Annotated in this window: 14 protein-coding genes and 1 pseudogene; 6 read left to right on the top strand and 9 right to left on the bottom strand. The window is 44.1% G+C overall.

Annotated elements, in window-relative coordinates; translation table 11 throughout:
• Positions 1 to 453: 453 nt before the first annotated feature.
• Positions 454 to 1,074, bottom strand: a complete 621-nt coding sequence (locus QUB52_RS12850) for a Uma2 family endonuclease (protein ID WP_332972602.1) — start codon at positions 1,072 to 1,074, stop codon at positions 454 to 456.
• A gap of 393 nt (positions 1,075 to 1,467) precedes the next feature.
• Positions 1,468 to 2,247 carry an ABC transporter permease gene (locus QUB52_RS12845; RefSeq protein WP_265235534.1) on the bottom strand — a complete coding sequence of 260 codons (780 nt, stop codon included), beginning with the start codon at positions 2,245 to 2,247 and terminating at the stop codon, positions 1,468 to 1,470.
• Positions 2,248 to 2,374: 127 nt separating this feature from the next.
• Between QUB52_RS12845 and QUB52_RS12840 the strand changes: the two genes are divergently transcribed.
• From QUB52_RS12840 to QUB52_RS12825, 4 genes are all read left to right on the top strand, one after another.
• Positions 2,375 to 3,523: a DegT/DnrJ/EryC1/StrS family aminotransferase gene (locus QUB52_RS12840; protein ID WP_332969519.1), complete on the top strand. Its 1,149-nt coding sequence runs from the start codon at positions 2,375 to 2,377 to the stop codon at positions 3,521 to 3,523.
• Between the two features lie 230 nt (positions 3,524 to 3,753).
• Positions 3,754 to 3,942 (top strand): hypothetical protein, encoded by a 189-nt coding sequence (locus QUB52_RS12835; RefSeq protein WP_332972603.1) that lies wholly within the window; start codon positions 3,754 to 3,756, stop codon positions 3,940 to 3,942.
• Positions 3,943 to 3,946: 4 nt separating this feature from the next.
• Positions 3,947 to 5,623, top strand: a complete 1,677-nt coding sequence (locus QUB52_RS12830; RefSeq protein WP_332972604.1) for an ABC1 kinase family protein — start codon at positions 3,947 to 3,949, stop codon at positions 5,621 to 5,623.
• Positions 5,624 to 5,777: 154 nt separating this feature from the next.
• A complete protein-coding gene (locus tag QUB52_RS12825) occupies positions 5,778 to 6,125 on the top strand; it encodes a hypothetical protein (protein ID WP_442923403.1) in 348 nt (115 codons plus the stop codon).
• Positions 6,126 to 6,180: 55 nt separating this feature from the next.
• Here QUB52_RS12825 and QUB52_RS12820 read toward each other — a convergent pair whose 3' ends face one another.
• The 5 genes from QUB52_RS12820 to QUB52_RS12800 form a co-directional block, all read right to left on the bottom strand.
• Entirely contained in the window at positions 6,181 to 7,206 is a 1,026-nt protein-coding gene (locus tag QUB52_RS12820) for an Npun_R2821/Npun_R2822 family protein (protein ID WP_332972605.1), read from the bottom strand.
• Positions 7,207 to 7,230: 24 nt separating this feature from the next.
• Positions 7,231 to 8,097, bottom strand: coding sequence for an Npun_R2821/Npun_R2822 family protein (locus QUB52_RS12815; RefSeq protein WP_332972606.1), 867 nt, complete (start codon positions 8,095 to 8,097; stop codon positions 7,231 to 7,233).
• On the bottom strand, positions 8,097 to 9,068 hold the full coding sequence (locus QUB52_RS12810; RefSeq protein ID WP_332972607.1) for an Npun_R2821/Npun_R2822 family protein: 972 nt from the start codon (positions 9,066 to 9,068) through the stop codon (positions 8,097 to 8,099). Before QUB52_RS12810 ends, QUB52_RS12815 begins: the two co-directional genes overlap by 1 nt.
• A 334-nt stretch (positions 9,069 to 9,402) precedes the next feature.
• Positions 9,403 to 11,355 (bottom strand): FAD-dependent oxidoreductase, encoded by a 1,953-nt coding sequence (locus tag QUB52_RS12805; protein ID WP_332972608.1) that lies wholly within the window; start codon positions 11,353 to 11,355, stop codon positions 9,403 to 9,405.
• A gap of 369 nt (positions 11,356 to 11,724) precedes the next feature.
• Complete coding sequence (locus QUB52_RS12800; RefSeq protein WP_265235543.1) at positions 11,725 to 12,057, bottom strand: hypothetical protein; 333 nt, start codon at positions 12,055 to 12,057, stop codon at positions 11,725 to 11,727.
• A gap of 391 nt (positions 12,058 to 12,448) precedes the next feature.
• On the opposite strand from QUB52_RS12800, the gene QUB52_RS12795 reads away from it, so the two are divergent.
• Positions 12,449 to 12,589: a DNA/RNA non-specific endonuclease gene (locus tag QUB52_RS12795; protein ID WP_332972609.1), complete on the top strand. Its 141-nt coding sequence runs from the start codon at positions 12,449 to 12,451 to the stop codon at positions 12,587 to 12,589.
• On the opposite strand, the gene QUB52_RS12790 is transcribed toward QUB52_RS12795, so the two are convergent.
• Entirely contained in the window at positions 12,522 to 16,091 is a 3,570-nt protein-coding gene (locus QUB52_RS12790; RefSeq protein ID WP_332972610.1) for an AAA-like domain-containing protein, read from the bottom strand. The two genes, QUB52_RS12795 and QUB52_RS12790, sit on opposite strands and share 68 nt — an antisense overlap.
• Positions 16,092 to 16,437: 346 nt before the next feature.
• On the opposite strand from QUB52_RS12790, the gene QUB52_RS12785 reads away from it, so the two are divergent.
• On the top strand, positions 16,438 to 17,328 hold the full coding sequence (locus QUB52_RS12785) for a LysR family transcriptional regulator (protein WP_332970794.1): 891 nt from the start codon (positions 16,438 to 16,440) through the stop codon (positions 17,326 to 17,328).
• Positions 17,329 to 17,742: 414 nt separating this feature from the next.
• Here QUB52_RS12785 and QUB52_RS12780 read toward each other — a convergent pair.
• Positions 17,743 to 17,935, bottom strand: a pseudogene (locus QUB52_RS12780) (IS630 family transposase); the annotation flags it as partial.

Genomic DNA, 17,935 nt, shown 5'->3' with positions numbered 1-17,935 from the left:
TTGATAATTAACAATTAAACTAGCCCAAATTTCAAGCTGGACAAGGACTTGATTTACTTTTTTATATATTTGTTCAGATATTTTTACTAATTTAGCTATTGATTTAGCATAGTAAGTAAGGAAGAACCGAAATTTGTCTAGCCTCAAAGGTTATATCAATGGGCTGATTAAATACACGACATGGCGATGAAATACAGGACACGGCCTTGCCTATTGGTGTCAACTTGAGCCTAAAAACCTTTGTATCTCTCGTTTATAGCAGAGGCCAGATCCCCCTAAATCCCCCTTAAGAAGGGGGACTTTGAAAAGAATCTTGTCCCCCCCCCTTGAGAAGGGGCGCTAGGCAGGATCGACGCTTAATCGCTAGACAGAAAACTCGCACTACGTTTGAGGTTAAGTTGACACCAATAGGAAATGCCGTGTCCCTACCCGATATCGATATTTCCAGCAATTTCATCCGTCAGTCAGTCCCGCTTGAAAAATCTGTTGCACCGTCAATTTTAACTCTGGAAAAGCTGCGGATTGGATACGATCATCTCCCCAAAATTGGATGATTTCATACTCGTCATCAACTAATTGATAAACCGATATTGTCGGTTGTTTGGGATTCCCAATAAATCGACGGCTGCCCAAACCAAGATAATCCACAATCCAATATTCTGGAATGCCCATTAGTTCATAATCGCCAACTTTCAGTAGGTAATCATTTTGCCAATTGGTGCTAACAACTTCGACAATGAGCGGAATTGATGCCCCTTGAGTCACTGTTGAGAACTTGTTCCACAGAGGTTCTGACTCTAAATTGGCTTCATTTAAGATCAGAATATCAGGTTCATAAGCAGATTTAGAATCGGGAGGCTTAACTAATGCTTGTTTGGGGATGAAATACGGAAGGTTTAATCGATCGAATTCCACGGTCAATTTTCTTGCTGAAAAACCGATCACTTTCTCATGTCTTCCTAATGGCTGTGACCTTTCAACAATTACTCCGTTGTGCAGTTCGTAATGTCCGTTTTCGGGTTTCCAGTCCAGAAATTCTTCAAAGCTTACTGGTTTAGTTGCAGTTTGAATCATGGCGACAATTTAAAGGTTGATTGATTGTACAATTTATTTAGACGCGCTATCTATCTATCTATCTATCTATCTATCTATCTATCTATCTATCTATCTATCTATCTATCTATCTATCTATCTATCTATAGCAATCCTAAATCATTATCCTTACCGCGAACATAAATGTGATTTCCCCAAAATCCATCTGTAGGGACGGCAGTGCCGTGTGCCTACAGAAAATCATTTAGGATTGCTATATCTATCTATCTATCTATATTGTATGTCATTGCGCTTCGGGAAAGCAATCTCAGTCTTGGCGATTGCTTCGTTCCTGACAATGACACTGCTGTTTCACTCGTTACAGGCTGGGAACCAGTTAATTCAGAGGACTGAAGTCCGAACGATCGAACCTTATTACCATTTGATTAATTGTGCATCTTGATTGAAAAACCTCCGGCACAATCCCTCAGTCAATAGCAGAGTTGCGATTAAAGTTGCCAGCGCTAATACAAACATAATCAAAATCTGGTAAGATGCTGCATCCAAAGGACTGACACCGCTCAGCATTTGACCTGTCATCATTCCCGGCAATGTCACAATTCCTACGACTGTCATTGTGTTTAATGTGGGGATTAATCCAGCTTTGATCGCATCTTTGCGGTACTGTTTTACTGCTTGCTGCGGTGTAGATCCTAAACTTAAATGGGTTTCTATTTCTAACTGGCTGCTGTTAACTGTACTCACAAGTCTTTCACCCGCGATCGCCCCAGAGTTCATCGCATTGCCCAAAATCATCCCCGCTAAGGGAATCAGGTATTGCGGTTCGTACCAGGGGTCAGGTTGCAAAATTAGCAAGTTTGTATAGCCCAAAGTAAACGCCGTACTGATCAAAATTGAGCCGGAAACCAACGGCAGTAAATGCTTGATTTTTTTGCTGATGCGGTTGCTGGCCACCATGCTAGCGGTTGTCAGCATGATTGCTAACACTGCTAACACCAGCCAAGGATTTTTCCCCTCCGGCGCAAACACCACGGCGAGCACGTAGCCGACTCCGATTAGCTGGATCAGGGTGCGCCCCGCCGCGATCGCGATCGCCCCTTCCAACCCCAATCCCTGCCACGCCGAAAGCCCGATCGCGATCGCCACCATCCCCAAAGCCCAACCCAAATCAATCAAATCTAGCTGAATTAACACACGCGCTCTCTTTCGATAAAGTGATTGTTTGCCCGTCCAACTATAAGATATTTGAATAAAGGTTTCTGAAAAACATTTTTACTGTAAAAATTTGCTTTGATAATGGTTGCAATTTGTGGTGTCAAGAGTGAATAACGTTCCCCCCCTCGACTTAACCCAGCAGTACGCCCAGATTGGCGACGAGATCAGCGCTGCGGTGCAAAAAGTGCTCGCCTCTGGCGGCTACGTAGGCGGCCCAGCCGTCAAGAGTTTTGAGCAAGAGTTTGCCGACTATATCGGCGTTTCCGACTGCGTTGGCTGCAACTCCGGCACCGATGCCCTGATTTTGGCCTTGCGAGCTCTCAAAATTGGCCCCGGCGATGAAGTGATTACCACTTCTTTTACCTTTTTCGCTTCGGCTGAGACAATTAGCGCTGTGGGTGCAACTCCCGTATTTGTCGATATTGACAGCGCAACTTTGAATCTGGATGTCGAACTCATCGAAGCGGCAATTACTGAAAAAACTAAGGCAATTATGCCGGTGCACATCTTCGGACAACCCACAGATATGACTCGGTTGATGGAAATTGCCACCAAGCATAATTTAGCGGTAATCGAAGATTGCGCCCAGTCTGTCGGCGCCGAGTGGCAGTCTCGAAAAGTCGGCAGCATCGGCCATATCGGCTGTTTCAGCTTTTATCCGACCAAAAACCTAGGCGCTTGCGGTGACGGCGGCGCGGTGACGACAAATGATCGGGCCCTCGCAGCTTCCATGCGAATGCTCAAGGAACACGGTCAGTCTTCTCGGTATTTTTATGAAGAAATCGGCTACAACAGCCGTCTGGATGCCCTACAAGCGGTGATTCTCAGCATTAAATTGCGGTATCTCGACGGTTGGAACTCCCAAAGGCGATCGATCGCGACAGTTTACGGCGAATGTCTCTCCCGCGTGCCCGGAGTTGCAGTCCCCAAGGAATTGCCAGCCGCCAAGGGAGTTTGGAATCAATACACAATTCGGCTGACAAGTCAAGAAGACGAGCCCAATTCCTCTGGCAATTTCCGGGACTTGATGCGGACTAAGTTGCAGGAATCTGGCATCGGTTCGATGGTCTACTATCCGTTACCTTTGCACCTGCAACCTGTTTACAAATCTTTGGGTTATCAAGCCGGTCAGTTGCCTGTGGCTGAGCAAGTTTGTCGCGAAGTCTTGTCTTTGCCGATGTTCCCGGAACTGACCAGGGATCAACAAGAGCGGGCGATTTATGGGCTGAAAGATTGTTTGGCACAGGGCGGATAGGATTTAGTAGGTTTTGTGCGATCGCCCGATCGACAAAAACGCTTTCCTGACATAGGAATTACAGCGTTGCAGTGCCGTACTGTTTCTGCGATCGGGGAAATCTGTTAAGTATTTTGACCGATCACTTGTACTTTTATGTACTATAATTTTAATGAAAAGAAACAAATTTAGGCTGGCAATCCGCCTTCAACGGGTGCATTTTCCGCTCGCCTAAAATTTGCGATCGGTCAATGATGAAGAAGGAAAAAGGAAAAAGGAAGAGGGAAGAAGGAAGAAGGAAGAAGGAAGAAGGAAGAGGGAAGAATAAAGAATGTTTGAACTTTCGACTTCCCATCCCCGATGCCCGATGCCCGATGCCCGATGCCCAATTCTCAATTCTCAATTTAACCTGTAATTTTCATAAAATCAGAGGAAAATAAACGAGTGCCTCAGTATCAATTCACTCAGGCTAGACGCTACGATCCACAAGCGATCGCTCAGTATTACCGCAACCGTCCTTGGAAAGCAATTTGGCGAGCAATTACTGTTATTTGGTCTTTTGCAGGCTTCGTGCTGGGGATGCTGTGGGACAGTTGGCAGCACGAAGTCGCAGCACACCAGCCGGAACGCGCCACCCACCTACGACAAATACTCACTCGCTTGGGCCCCACTTTCATTAAAGTTGGCCAAGCACTCTCTACTAGACCAGACTTAATCCGCAAAGACTTTCTCCAAGAATTGATCAAACTTCAGGATCAATTGCCGCCCTTTGACTCAGTGCGGGCTTTCAAGATTATTGAAGCAGAACTCGATCGCAAAATTAGCGAAATGTACAGCGAAATATCCTCCGAACCTGTCGCCGCCGCCAGTCTCGGTCAAGTATATCAAGCCCGTTTAATCACCGGAGAAGAAGTCGCAGTTAAGGTTCAACGACCGAATTTGCTGCCCGTCTTGAGCCTTGACCTTTACTTAATGCGCTGGGCTGCTGGATGGATTGGCCCCTTGCTGCCGCTGAATCTCGGCCACGACCTCTCTTTAATAGTCGATGAATTCGGCATTAAACTATTCGAGGAAATTGATTATATCAATGAAGGCCGCAACGCCGAGAAATTTGCGACAAATTTTGCCGATGACCCGACAGTAAAAGTTCCGAGTATTTACTGGCGCTATACTTCAAAATGCGTTCTGACTCTCGAATGGATTGACGGCATCAAGCTGACAGATATAGAACGTGTTAAAGCCGCAGGTTTGGACACCAATAGTTTAATTGAAGTCGGAGTTCGCAGCGGTTTGCGGCAGTTGTTAGAACACGGATTTTTTCACGCTGACCCCCATCCGGGAAATCTGTTTGCTTTAGCAGATGGCCGCATGGCTTACATCGATTTTGGGATGATGGATCAGATGGAAGAAGCAACTAAAGAAAATTTGGTTGATTCTGTCGTTCATTTGATTAACAAAGATTATTTACAGTTAGCTAAGGATTTTGTCAAACTTGGCTTTTTGACACCAGATACAGATATTATGCCGATCGTCCCGGCATTGGAATCTGTCCTCGGCGATATTGTCGGCGAAAAGGTGGCAGATTTTAACTTCAAGACGATTACAGACCAGTTTTCGGAGTTGATGTACGATTATCCTTTCCGAGTACCCGCGAAATTTGCCTTAATTATTCGGTCTCTCGTGACAGAAGAAGGTTTAGCCCTGACACTGAATCCCGATTTCAAGATAGTCGAGGTGGCGTATCCCTACGTCGCGCGCCGTTTGTTGAATGGGGAATCTCCAGCATTGCGGCGTCGCCTGATTGAGGTATTATTCAAGGATGGCAAATTTCAGTGGAATAGGTTAGAGGAGATGATCGCGATCGCCAGATCCGATCGCAGTTTCGACCTACTACCCACAGCCCAACTAGGCTTGCAATTCTTGCTATCAGAGGAAGGCTCGTTTTTGCGCCGCCAGCTAATGTTAGCGTTAATTGAGGACGATCGTATTCACACCGAAGAAGTTCGCAGCCTCTGGAACTTAGTCAAAGAAGACCTGCAACCAAGCCGCCTGTTCAACGTGGCCCTAGGTGCTTTAGCAGAGTTTTCCACAGCAGGAACAGCCGCGCTGACTCGATTTTAACTAGAAGGAAGAGGGAAGAAGGAAGAAGGAAGAAGGAAGAAAAATAATTCTACTTTTACCAATTCCCAATTCCCAATTCCCAATTCCCAATTCCCAATTTACCCAACTTCAGGAATTATTCGTGTATTACTTTCCAGAACCTCCGTATTTTTTAATGTCCGCTGGATTACTAGCAGGTATGGCTTCCGGCTTAGCCTTTGAAGCAACTCTAAAACAAGCCGTACAACTCTGGTCTAAAAATCGTTCTAGTCGTACTTTGTCCAACCTAAAAGGTCTACAATTGCAGTTACCTTTTCTAGGAATGTCCGGCGGAATTTGCATATTTTTAGCTTCAGGAATGGAGATTTTCGGCTTCCAAAAATTACTTTCCTATGTTCTAGCCCTGCCGCTGACACTACTAACAGCATGGCTAGTTTGGACTCAACTAGGCAAAGTTTTAATTGAACTACAACGTGGAGGTTCCCAAGCCCTAGACTTGGATTCTTTTTTTGAAGAACCATAGTTAAACATCAACCCTCTTTTCAGAAAAGAAAAGGGGTTGATTCGTAGTCAAAAATTTAGTCATTCTTGATTAAAACTCGCCACTTAAATAAAACATTATTAATTTTTTGAATCCCCCAATTTTTTAAATTTCTCTGCCAGCGAACAAACAAATTCGGTGGCACTAATTTTGGCAGTTTTTCCGGCGAATTCAAATAGCGGTAGTGCAGAAATACCTCTCGGTAGGGAATCTCAACATCTTCCCCAGCACACAATCGAGTAAACTTGGCAGCGGAAATACTCATATAATGTAAATAAGTCAGCCGCCGTCCTTGATCGTATAAAACATAATCTATCACATCAAATTGAGAAGACCAATGATTGCCCGTTATCAGTGCAGGTTGATCGTAAGCAAAGTTATAAAAAGAAATGTCACTACGGGCGACTAAATAGTTAAATAAAGGTTGGTCAGCTCCCCGCAAGGACAAGATTTCAGCTTCTCCAGAAGTCAATTTTTTTAATAGTTCTGCTGCATTATTGCGATTTAAAATACCTTTTTTTGAAGCAAACCAACCATTACAAAAAATCAGAGATTTTAGTTCGTCAAGTTGGAAAATTTCTGCAAGTTTTTGTGATGATAAATCAAACACATAATTGAGGTCAGATTTGTACTGAAAATCGTTAGCTACCCACTCAAATTCATCAATTTTTTGATAGATGTAATCCAGAGTTCCCATTAACAGAGTGTCAGCATCAAAATAGACAAATTTGTCAAAAGGGCCGTCAAAACAGCAAAGTTTTCGGTGCCTTTCCAGACAGTGAACTTGTCGCCAACCTTTAGCTTGCCAAACTTTTTGAGCTTTTTCGTGAGATGTCCAAGCTTGAGTCGCAAAGTCTTCCCAAAAATTGATGGAATCGGTATTTTCAAATAAAGTAACATTGCTTCGCGAGGCAATTTCCACTCGCAGTTTTTGCAAGTTATCATTGTATGGAATGATGCAAACAGGAATATCTTGTGCGCCGTTGACTTCGAGACTGTTCAATAAAGCAACTAACTGGTCAAAAACCACATCGTTTCCCAGAATATAAATGCCATTAGTCATAGTTTTTTAATAAAAAATGTATTCCTACAAATATCTGAACAATCTTTGGATTAAATTAGGTTTTTGTTGATGCAAATAACGATAATGTTGCCAAAGTTTCCAGTAAGGGCTACCCGATTTAATTGGTATCCCAGCCCAGTGAATATATTTTAACCTTTTGTCTTTGTCATAAAGCACGTAATATATTTCTTGAAAATGTCTAGAACCCGCCCAGCTACCGGGTTCTGTTGCTGATTTTTTGGCGAGATTGCAGCGCTTAGGAATCAACTTAAGAATCATGTAATTTAGTATAGGTTGGTCTGTGACATTTTGAGCAAAGTCAAAATATTCTCGATGCTGCGCGCATTCTCGCAAAATGTTGTACATTTGCGATTCTGTAATAGTGCCTTTTCTCGAAGCCCAGAAACCGCTGTTAAAGACATCTTGAAGTTGTGAGTCGGTAAATATATTCTGTTCTTTTACAATAGGTGAAAATATATTTCGCAGTTTTTCGCTGAGGTGGTGATAGTCGCAGCAAAAAAAGTCTACTTCTGAGAGTTTGTTTAAGTTAGCTGCGATGTCTTCAAAGACGATGATATCGGTATCGATGTACAGAAATTCGTCGAGGGGGCCAAACCAGGCGCAGAGTTTCCGCATTTTGTTGGGAAGGGCTAAAAAAGTGCGATCGAATATTTGGCCAATTTCCCTGGTAAACTGTTCCACAAACCCCAGATTTGGGAACAATTGCACCCCGTAGAGGCTGTTGAGTGTGGCCGCGACTTGCAGATAATTGTCGTCAAACGGGATCAAAAAAACTGGTACTTGACAATTGTACAGACGTATGCTGGCTAAAAGGGCGATCGCACTTTCCATCACCCTATCATTAGCAACAATATAAATACCGCGACTCATCAATTTATCCTCAACCTTCTCAACACTCTTTGTAGCAAATTCGGCGCAGAAACATCAGCATAAGACATTAGCGGTTCCGTAAAAACCGGCCGCTTTTCCGGTTCGCGGAGATAGCGATAGTGCAGAAACAAATCCCGATAAGGAAACTCAATATTTTCACCAGCACAAACTCTCCAAATCAAATCCGGCTGCACCCCAATATAATGAATATAAGTCAGCCGATTTCCATTATCATAAAGAATGAAATCTTGCTCTTGAAAATGTTTAGAAGTAACACTGCACCCAGTTTTTAAATTATCAGCGAGACTGCGAGCAAGGTTATAACTACTAATGCCAGTTTTCATCACCATATAGTTGAGCAAAGGCTGTTCTCCAGCACCTTCATACAAAATTTCTGCCTCCCCCGAATGCAGTTGAGCTAACAACCATTCTCTAGTATATTTGTCAAAAAGTCCTTGCTTACTTCCGTAAAAACCCGAACAAAATATTTCTGAATTTATGCGATTATGCTCGAATACTTTTAGCAGTTTCGGAGACGAAATATTGTATACTTTAGTCGGATCAGTAAATTGGAAATCATAAACCACAAAATCCGATTCATTTAACTTCTCAAAAACCGAATCAAGCGAATTCATCACCAAAGTATCAGCATCCATATAGATAAACCTTTCAAAAGGCCCATCAAAAGCACAAAAACGACGGTGCGCGCCGTAAAGCCGAAACTTTTGGCGATTCAAGCGCTCAGGTGCGGCTGCTTGCATGAATTCATCCCATCGCTGAATTGATTCGCTATCTTCATACAGAAAAACATTGGGACGATTGGCAAGTTCAGCTTGAATTTGTTGTATCTCATCGTCAAAAGGATAAATACAGACAGGAGTATTTGAGCCTAAAATCACTTCAATACTGTTAAGTAAAGCAATTAATTGATCATAAACCGTATCATTGGCTAGCGTGCAAATTCCATTCATACATATTTAATATCAAATCCAGTATATTAACCGTGATATCTGTAGATACTGTGTTTTTTGCCCTTACCTATTTAATTCGTCCAAGCACTCATCTTCTCGCTTGTATACGAGTGCTATTAGCTAAATCCGCCCCTACAAGGGTCGGGTTTAGCTAAGAATCTATGATACAAGTCAGTTTGTGAAGGAAAAACCCGCCCTCCCCAGCTAATAATCACGGAGATACAAGCCAGTTTGTGAAGGAAAAACCCGCCCTCCCCATCTAAATGTTTATCTGTACCAGCCTACTTAGTAGTCGTTCCAGCGGACAGGATATAAACCTGCCCCGCTGCCAACTTTAGATTTTCAGCACGCCTTCGGGATTCACCGTCAAGAGCGATCGCCTTTGCAAACCCTCCTGGTATAAAATAGCATTAGCTGCCAACAAACCGCTGCTCACCGCCCTTTCCATTAAACCGCAAGGAAACGGCATTTTCACCCAATCTCCCGCAAACAACAGATTGGGAACAGCGCAGCAAGTCTCCGGGCGTTCCGCATAACTACCGGGCGGATAACCGGAAAAATTCTTTTGATTTACCAACTCCCGGTGTAGCATAGTTGCTGCTTTTAATTCCGGCACAATTTCATACAATTCTTCCTCAAAAGTCGCGAGCAAAACTTCCTGGTTGGGGAATTCTTTCTCCTTGTAACAATAAGCGTGCAGTTCCACTACGCTACCACCAGTTTTCTGGTTCCACTCGATGAACTGATCCTGAATTTTGTGGTAAAGTGTGATGCTGTCAGTCAGTTTGTAGCCCGACAGTGAACTGAAATTGCTGTGTTCCCAGGGGAATTCGCGATCGAACCAAAAACGACCCACCGCAAACGGATCGGCTATTTTCAATTCCTCAATTCGGCTCTGCACCTGCGGATTCACCTCACCGCTGGCCAAACTAAACAAATGCTGCATCCCCGGAACATCCGCCGCAAACACATAATAATCAGCCTTCAAGGTTTCCCCCACATTCTGCGGTTGCGACTTATTCGTAGCGGCGGCTAACTGTATCTCATCGGCTTTTTTTTCAACTACCTTAAATCTCCGCAAATCCCGCTGAGCAGGCCCGCTCACAACTCGCCCCTCAGCATCAAAAACTGCCCCGTGACAAGGACAGTGAAATTGACCATCGTTTTGTTTCTTAACTGTGCAGCCTTGGTGAGTACAGCTCAGAGAAATCGCCTCTTTGCCTCCTGGTGCGGCGGCAAATACGGTGTCGCCAGCGCCGAAATATTCCGTAGAGTTGCTGTCAGTTAACAGCGTGTTTTGTTTCACCCAAAAAGGTACTTTGCTTTGCACGTCTCCCGACTGATAAGTCAAAGAATCAATCTGGCCATTTTCCCAGTGAATATTACTAACGGCGACATCTGTTAATACTTTGCCACCTTTGCTTTCAATGGCTTTGGCAATCGGCTGCACCAAACTCGTGCCCATATCTTGCCGCGTGCCATTGAAGGCTAAACCTTCAGGATTTCCGAAAAAGTAAAAGTGGAAAAATTGCATTAATTCTCCCACACTCAATTCGTCGGGAGCGTTGAGACTGGATTTGGCAAAAGGCAGAAAATACAAGTCGTAAAGTCCGCGCGGGAATTCACCTTTTACCCAGTCGGCAACTGATATGTTGTCGAGGCGAGCAAAACTTTTTTGAGTTTGAAAGCCGCCGATTTCTCGAAATACTCGCCAGTGAGCAGGTTTTGTCAGATTGATTCCCCACTTGAGCCGATTGGGCGAAGATATCCCCAAGTCAACTATATTCCAGGGGAAAGCTGAATGGTTGGGACGGAAAACTTCTGGTTGGTATTTGCCGTCTCGAAAGACGACGGCGTAGGATTCTAAAGATACAAAGTTATCGGTAATTTCTAGTTCTTCAACCACACTTTTGAGGTTGTAGTATTGCGGAAAAAAACCGTGGAAACCGTGTTCCATCATGAAGGTTTCGTTCCCAACTTGTATCGGCCAACTAGCAATTTTGCCGCCGAGTTGGGGCGATTTGTCCAACAGTGTGACGGCGAAACCCCGCTGACTTAGTTCGTAAGCACAGGCGAGTCCGGCTAAGCCTGCGCCGACAACTGCGACGGTTTTGGGTGTATTCAGCATTCGCGGCAAGTCCAGAGTATCTTGCCCAAAAACGGCGGGTTCGGGTTTGGAAAATCGAGAGTAGCCCAGCAGCCCGCCGGCGGCACCGACTCCGAGAAATTTGAGGGCGGTGCGTCGAGAAACTGGTGGAGATAGCGGTGGATTGGTTGATTCACTCATAAACTGTAGTTTAGACTAAAAAATGAGCGCAGCTAAAAGTAGCCGCCTTGTAAGATCAGGCAAGCTGTTGCTCAAAAACTCAAGAAGTAGAAGATTAAATAGCTAATCTTGAAGACTTTTTGCGTCGAGAAACCCGTTTTTTAACGGTGGGATATCGCGGTGCTTTAGTCCGTACCTTTCCTTTTTCCCAACCAGGGGATTTTCCCCTATGTTTAGGCAGTTTCGCGGGAGTAATAATGTCAACTAAAAGCCACAACATTGATTGGGAAACACGTCCAGGAGTTAAATTGATATTAGCAGATTGCCAGGGTAGTATATTCTCGACCACTAAATCCCTAGCTAACCAAAGTTGCCAACTCATCAATGGCATTAGATCGCTCCACCGTTCACTCGGTCTAAGACTGCTAATACTGGATGGAGGCTCTGTTCACAGACAAGTTTGAGTTGGGAAGCTGCTTGAAGTATGGGTGAAGACCCACTACTAATTCTTTCATGAAGTAGGGGTAATGCCCAACTTCCTTGAGCTTCGGGTATCCACGCAATTGTACTATATCCCTGTCCAATAATTACTCCCCCCTGATATTCATGGGTTCTGTCTTTTAATGTTTTAGCATGACTGTCTCCCCCATGCAGGTCGATTGCCACTAATATATGTTCTGTTGGGGGTACTTGTTGTTCTAATTGCTGAAGATACAGCAGCATCAGTTTTTTCCGGTTCGGCCTACAGTCTTGCAATGCTTCGTAGACACGCTTGCCATTGACGATTGAATAATGGATTGAGTGAAAATTGGGCAAAACATGACGCATTCGGGCGTGGTCATTACTGCATCCATCAGCTCAAATGTTGCATCCTTGCCTCGTACCAATAACTCGTATGCTTCTTGACGAAAGTCTTTTAATCGTTCACTGTTCATTTAAGGAGTGGATAGGTTTTTATTTTTCACCCTCATTCTCTCCTTAACGGTGGCTCTAGTTCTTCTTTTGCCACCGTTCTCATCTTTATTTAGTCTAAACTACAGTCAATAACCGCAACTTACTCCAGGGCAATCCCAGTAATGCAGCTTCGAGTATTGCCAGCATCGACAACTACCTGATGGTAAAGCCGCCGCAATACGTGATGAGCTACAACAGCAAAACTCACACCGCTAACTGGGTTTCGTGGCAGCTCAATAAATCTTGGATTGGAACAGCCGATCGCACAAATGTCTATCCACCTCCTTCACTTCGGCATTAGTTCGCAGATAATCCCGCACCAAATCGCAACCCGACGCTACTACCCTATCTAGCTCTACAGACTGCTCTAAATTCCACAAAATTACCGTTTTGTCCTCAGAAGCCGAAGCCAAAGTTTTGCCATCAGGAGCAAAAGCTAATCCCTTAACCCCAGCACTATGTCCAATTAGATTTGTTATGAATGTACCGTCAGACTTCCAGAGCTTAATTATCCCATCATTACTGCCTGTAGCAATTGTCTGGCTATCAGAGCTAAACGCTACACTCCAAATCCCAGAATCATGTCCCCTAAGAGTATGCAATAACTTACCCTCACGACTCCAAAGTTTAGCCGTCTTGTCTTCACTCACCGAAGCAATCAATTCGCCATTAGGACTGAAAGCTACGTTCATAACTGCACTATTATGACCTTGAAGAGTCTTGAATAAGCTGTCCTCACTTTTGACCTCTGATTGAGAATCTATCCCGCGCTGGTGATTCAAAACCGCAGCCAAACGCCAAAGCTTTACAGTCTTGTCGCCACTGCTAGAAACAAGCGTCGAACCATCGGGACTAAAAGCAACCCCCCAAGTCCCCGCCTTGTGTCCTCTAAAAGTAGCAATTTCCGTGCCGTTGACGCGCCAAAGTTTGATTGTGCGATCGGTACTCGAAGATGCCAGCATATTACCGTCAGGGCTAAAAGCGACTCTCCTAATAGCACCCTCATGCCCTTTGAGACTATCAAGTAATGTACCGTCTGGACTCCAAAGCTTGATCGATTGGTCTCTACCAACAGTAGCAATCGTTTTCCCATTAGGAGCGATCGCAACTGAGCTAAGCTGAAGGCTGGGCTCTTTTAAGCGCCTATTGATAATCCCGTCCTTGCGCCACAACATAACCTCCTTCGGACTCGATGAAGCCAGTAACTGTCCGTCGTTGCTAAAAGCTACTCCCCAAACTCCAGCCGTATGTCCCCGCAGAACTGTCAGCAACCGATTGCGTAATTTCCAGACTTTTACAGTGCCATCCCAAGATGCAGAGAATAGTGTCTCGCCATTGGGACTAAATGCAAGATCTTTAATCGCACTGTCATGGCCTTTAATCGCATTCAAAGCAGTACCGTCCTTGCTCCAGAATTTTAGCATCTTGTCGTCAGAACCAGAGACGATTATTTGCCCGTTCGGGCTAAAAGCTAGGGCGTTAATTGCAGCATCATGTGCAGTGAAATTCCTTAACAAACTGCCGTCACGCAGCCACAATTCTAGTTGACCGTCTCCATTACCTGTTGCCAGGGTTTTGCCATCAGGACTAAAGGCAATTGATAAAACAGGAGATTGAATATCTGAAAATGTTGTCAGCAATGTGCCATCCCGTTGCCAGAGTTTGACAGTGCCGTTTTCAGAAGCCGAAGCAATCAGTTGTCCATCGGGGCTAAAAACGACTTGCTGAACGCTCGCGCCATGCCCTGTCCAGGTTTTTAGCAATGTGCCGTCACTGCGCCAGAGTTTTATCGTACCGTCCGTACCGGACGAAATAATCAGTTTTCCGTCAGGACTAAACTTGACTTGGCCAGTTGTAGATTTAAACCCTTTCAAAGTTTTCAGCAATGTGCCGTCACTGCGCCAGAGTTTGACGGTTGTGTCTCCGCTTGCTGAAGCAATGAGCTCACCGTTGGGGCTGATGGCTACTCCTATCACTGGGCCTTGATGTCCTTTGAGAGTATTCAGCAACTTGCCATCGCGCTGCCAAATTTGGATGCCATCTTGCAATGTTGCCACAGCAATAATCTCGCCATCAGAACTTACATTTAATGCGTTATTTGCCGAAGCATAACCCGAAAAGCGGTTAAATTCAACTGATCCATAAATTGACCGCCGCAAAGCCAATTCTACCATTGTTTCTGTCTGCGAATTTGATGAGGCTAACTGTTTGAGTTCTTTTCTTGCCCCAAGCGCTTCAATTAAAGCATCTAACCTTTTATCTAAGGAAAAGAGGGCTTCCGAATATCTAGCCCTGCCTTGAATTTTTTCTATTTGCTCATTGCGTTGGCTAGCGATCGCTTTTTGGTACTGGAAGAAAGCAAAGATTCCGGCGGCCATCGCGACTGCTAAAGCGAAGGAAAGTGCAGCAATCCAATAAGTTTGGCGTTTGGCATTTTTTTTCTTGAGTGCTAGCCTAGCTTCTACTTCCTTCAGCCGTTCTGCTTCTAAAAATAATTGCAATTCTTGTCGGTCTAGTTCTTGGCTTTCTGCTAAAAAATGATAGTCCAAATCGCTTAAACTTTTGCCTTGGCTCCAAGTTTGAGCATCTTTTAAAGCTTGTCCGCGCAACAATCGCGATTTATCTTTTTGCCCGGAAGCTACCCAAGCATCAAACACCTGGGAGTAAGGACGCAAGTCCGCTAAATTTTTTTCAACCCATTGAAGATTAAATACTTGTTGATAGATGCGATTTTTTACCCACAATATTCCATCCTGTCTGAGGACTAAGCCGCTGAGTAACAATTCAATTTGTTCTAGACTATCATCACTTTTTACTTCAATTCCTTGCAAAATTTTTTGATAAATGCCTAGAATTCTACCAGCGCGCTTACCGTTCCGTTGAATGCGATCGCGAATCGTTTTTAGGTGTTCCGGCTCATCCTGCGATTCCCAACGCTCAATGATGCGAGTTTTGACCAAGTTCTCAATCCAGAACGATTCCGTACCGAGTGGAATACTTATCTTGTCACCCTGTTCCATTGTCCGCTGACTCAATTCCACGACTAATTGACACAACTTTTGAGTCAAAAACGGTTGTCCATTTGTCCAGTTTAAAATCGCCTTCACAACCGATGCTGGCTGTTCCACCATCTTTTCCAATCCTTGAATTAAAGGAGTTACTTCCTCCCACTCAAAGCCTTTTACTTCGATCGTCAGTCCAATATTAAACGGTGTCTTGGTTCTGTCTCGAATCAGATCCGAGGGAGTTGCTACCCCAAAAATCGCAAAGGTAATGCGTTGATATTCTGGGTTGATCGCCCGTTGGTTATAGCAGAAACGAATTAGGGAAAAAAAGTCATCAATAGAAAAATCAAGCCCCAGAAAACTGTCAATTTCATCGACAAAGATAAACAACTGTTCTTGTGGGAACTGCACCAGTATCAATTCCTCAATAAACCACCGCAGCCGTTGCAATAAACCGAGATCGCTGCGTTCTTGCCACCAAGTTTTTAGATTTAAGGACTCCCGTAACTTTAACTGTCGCCACAAGTCACCGACGAATCCCTTGTACCATTGCAGTGGAGTAATTTGTTCGCTGCCCACCACACTCAAATCGACGGCAACGCAGCGAAAGCCATCTTGTTCGAGGCGGTGCTTGGTTCGCACCAACAGCGAAGATTTGCCCATTTGCCGGGAGTTGAGGACATAGCAGAACTCTCCTCGCTTTAGGGCTTCATACAGTTGCGAGTCGGCTTGTCGCTGTACGTAACTGGGTGCATCAATGGTTAAACTGCCGCCGAGTTGATAGCTATCTTGGGGCATAATAAATTGATTTTTACAGTTAAGAGTAGAACGCAATACGATTCACTTAAGACAGATCCCCTGGCACACCCCTTAAAAAGGAGGGGACAAAAATACCCTCAAAGTCCCCCTTCTTAAGGGGGATTTAGGGGGATCTCCGGTGTATAAATAGTGTTAAGTGAACCGTATTGGGATAGAACGTTTGTTGAGAAGAATTGAGGATATCTGCATCCAGGTGGTAAATCAAATGACTCATCCTACTCTGCCGATTTCATAATTATCAATTCAGGATAATAGAACAGATAAGTTAAAGCAAATGCTTTATAATCATGACACCTATAGCTTTTAGGCATACCCCATACAAGTCATGGAATTACGGCATCTTAAATATTTTGTGGCCATTGCAGAAGAACTCAGCTTTAGCCGTGCTGCAATCCGGCTATATATTTCCCAGCCAACGTTAAGCCGTCAAATCAAAAACCTGGAAAACGAACTGGGCGTTGTGCTATTTCTCAGACAATCTGATGGGTTGACACTCACAGAAGGGGGAGAATTTTTTCTCGAAAAATCAAAAGATATTTTGAATCGAAGTCATCTGGCTGTGCAAACCATCAAGGCTGATTACACCGATAAGCATGAGCCTTTGGTTATTGGCTACATTCCCACCATCCTTGAGAGTTTTCTTGGTAAAACCCTACAGCGCTTTGGACTTGTCCATCCTGAAGTTGCCGTGCGTTTCCAGGAGATGCCGCCTAGCGAACAAGTTAGAGCATTGCGAGATGGGGCGATCGATATTGCGTTTATGGGCAATCCACCTTCGGAGTTAGACTCGGAGTTTGTAGTCAAATGCGTTAAGAAAGTGCCGATCGCTGCTGTATTACCGGATACACATCCCTTGGCACATAAATCCTCAATTAACCTAGCTTCCCTGGTATCAGAAAAATTTATTGGGATGTCTGAAGAAAAGTTTCCGGGGCGGAACTCACGCATCCGCGCCACTTGCCATGAAGCCGGATTCACGCCAAATCTGCATTTGGAAGCCGATAGCCATGCCTCCATGATTGCTCTGGTTGCTGCTGGGCAAGGGGTAGCAGTTATGCCGAATGAGGCCGGAGCACTGCCCCATCCTCAAGTTGTGTTTGTGCCGTTGCACCATCCCATAGACTACGCGCGATCGACTGCCATGTGGAGGAAAGAAATACCTACTCAATCTTTAGATAAATATCTCGAAATTCTGTTTGAGTATATTCAAAATTAAAGGATAATGGTGCTGAATAATTAATAAGAATAATTGCGAAACTAACTATTCCAAATTAATTATCTCATGTCCGGTAAATTAATAACATAAACTGTTTAGAGTGCGGACTTTAGTCTGGCTTGGTTGCGAACTTTAGTCCGCACTACGAACTAATCGGGAGCATCTCAAATATGTAATAAGTATAAATACTATTCACGCCAAAGCGAGATTTAAATAAGCACAACGATGTTTTAGAACTTGAGCCAGATTGTCACGATTCCACCAGACCCCGGATATTTTGATTCTTCATCCAATCTGTTTAATTGTAGCCTCGACAGCAAAGCTAACCAATTGTGATCTTTTGAGACTGCATCGCCTGATAATCAGGAATCCTCCATCGATGTCGTTCTATATATAGCAATCCTAAATCATTTTCTATGTATAGGTGTACTGATGGATTTTGGGGAAATAAAATTTATGTTCCTTTGTGAAAAACTCAAACAAAAATTTAATTATCTTAAAAGACTTACATAAATACCAATACTTTCGTGAAAAATTTTTAGCTTGTAACCAAATATCTTCAACGGGATTTTGTTCGGGAGCATTGGGAGCAAATAAAATACAAGTG

The organism is Microcoleus sp. A6-C6, from assembly GCF_036705955.1.
Taxonomy (GTDB): Bacteria; Cyanobacteriota; Cyanobacteriia; order Cyanobacteriales; family Microcoleaceae; genus Microcoleus.
This window is presented reverse-complemented; position numbering and strand designations above follow the sequence as displayed.

Excerpts from the sequence above, each read along its gene's own strand:
- QUB52_RS12850 (WP_332972602.1), bottom strand. The coding sequence starts at position 1,074 with ATGATTCAAACTGCAACTAAACCAGTAAGCTTTGAAGAATTTCTGGAC.
- QUB52_RS12835 (WP_332972603.1), top strand. The coding sequence starts at position 3,754 with ATGATGAAGAAGGAAAAAGGAAAAAGGAAGAGGGAAGAAGGAAGAAGG.
- QUB52_RS12825 (WP_442923403.1), top strand. The coding sequence starts at position 5,778 with ATGTCCGCTGGATTACTAGCAGGTATGGCTTCCGGCTTAGCCTTTGAA.
- QUB52_RS12820 (WP_332972605.1), bottom strand. The coding sequence starts at position 7,206 with ATGACTAATGGCATTTATATTCTGGGAAACGATGTGGTTTTTGACCAG.
- QUB52_RS12815 (WP_332972606.1), bottom strand. The coding sequence starts at position 8,097 with ATGAGTCGCGGTATTTATATTGTTGCTAATGATAGGGTGATGGAAAGT.
- QUB52_RS12810 (WP_332972607.1), bottom strand. The coding sequence starts at position 9,068 with ATGAATGGAATTTGCACGCTAGCCAATGATACGGTTTATGATCAATTA.
- QUB52_RS12805 (WP_332972608.1), bottom strand. The coding sequence starts at position 11,355 with ATGAGTGAATCAACCAATCCACCGCTATCTCCACCAGTTTCTCGACGC.
- QUB52_RS12800 (WP_265235543.1), bottom strand. The coding sequence starts at position 12,057 with ATGCTGCTGTATCTTCAGCAATTAGAACAACAAGTACCCCCAACAGAA.
- QUB52_RS12795 (WP_332972609.1), top strand. The coding sequence starts at position 12,449 with ATGGTAAAGCCGCCGCAATACGTGATGAGCTACAACAGCAAAACTCAC.
- QUB52_RS12790 (WP_332972610.1), bottom strand. The coding sequence starts at position 16,091 with ATGCCCCAAGATAGCTATCAACTCGGCGGCAGTTTAACCATTGATGCA.
- QUB52_RS12785 (WP_332970794.1), top strand. The coding sequence starts at position 16,438 with ATGGAATTACGGCATCTTAAATATTTTGTGGCCATTGCAGAAGAACTC.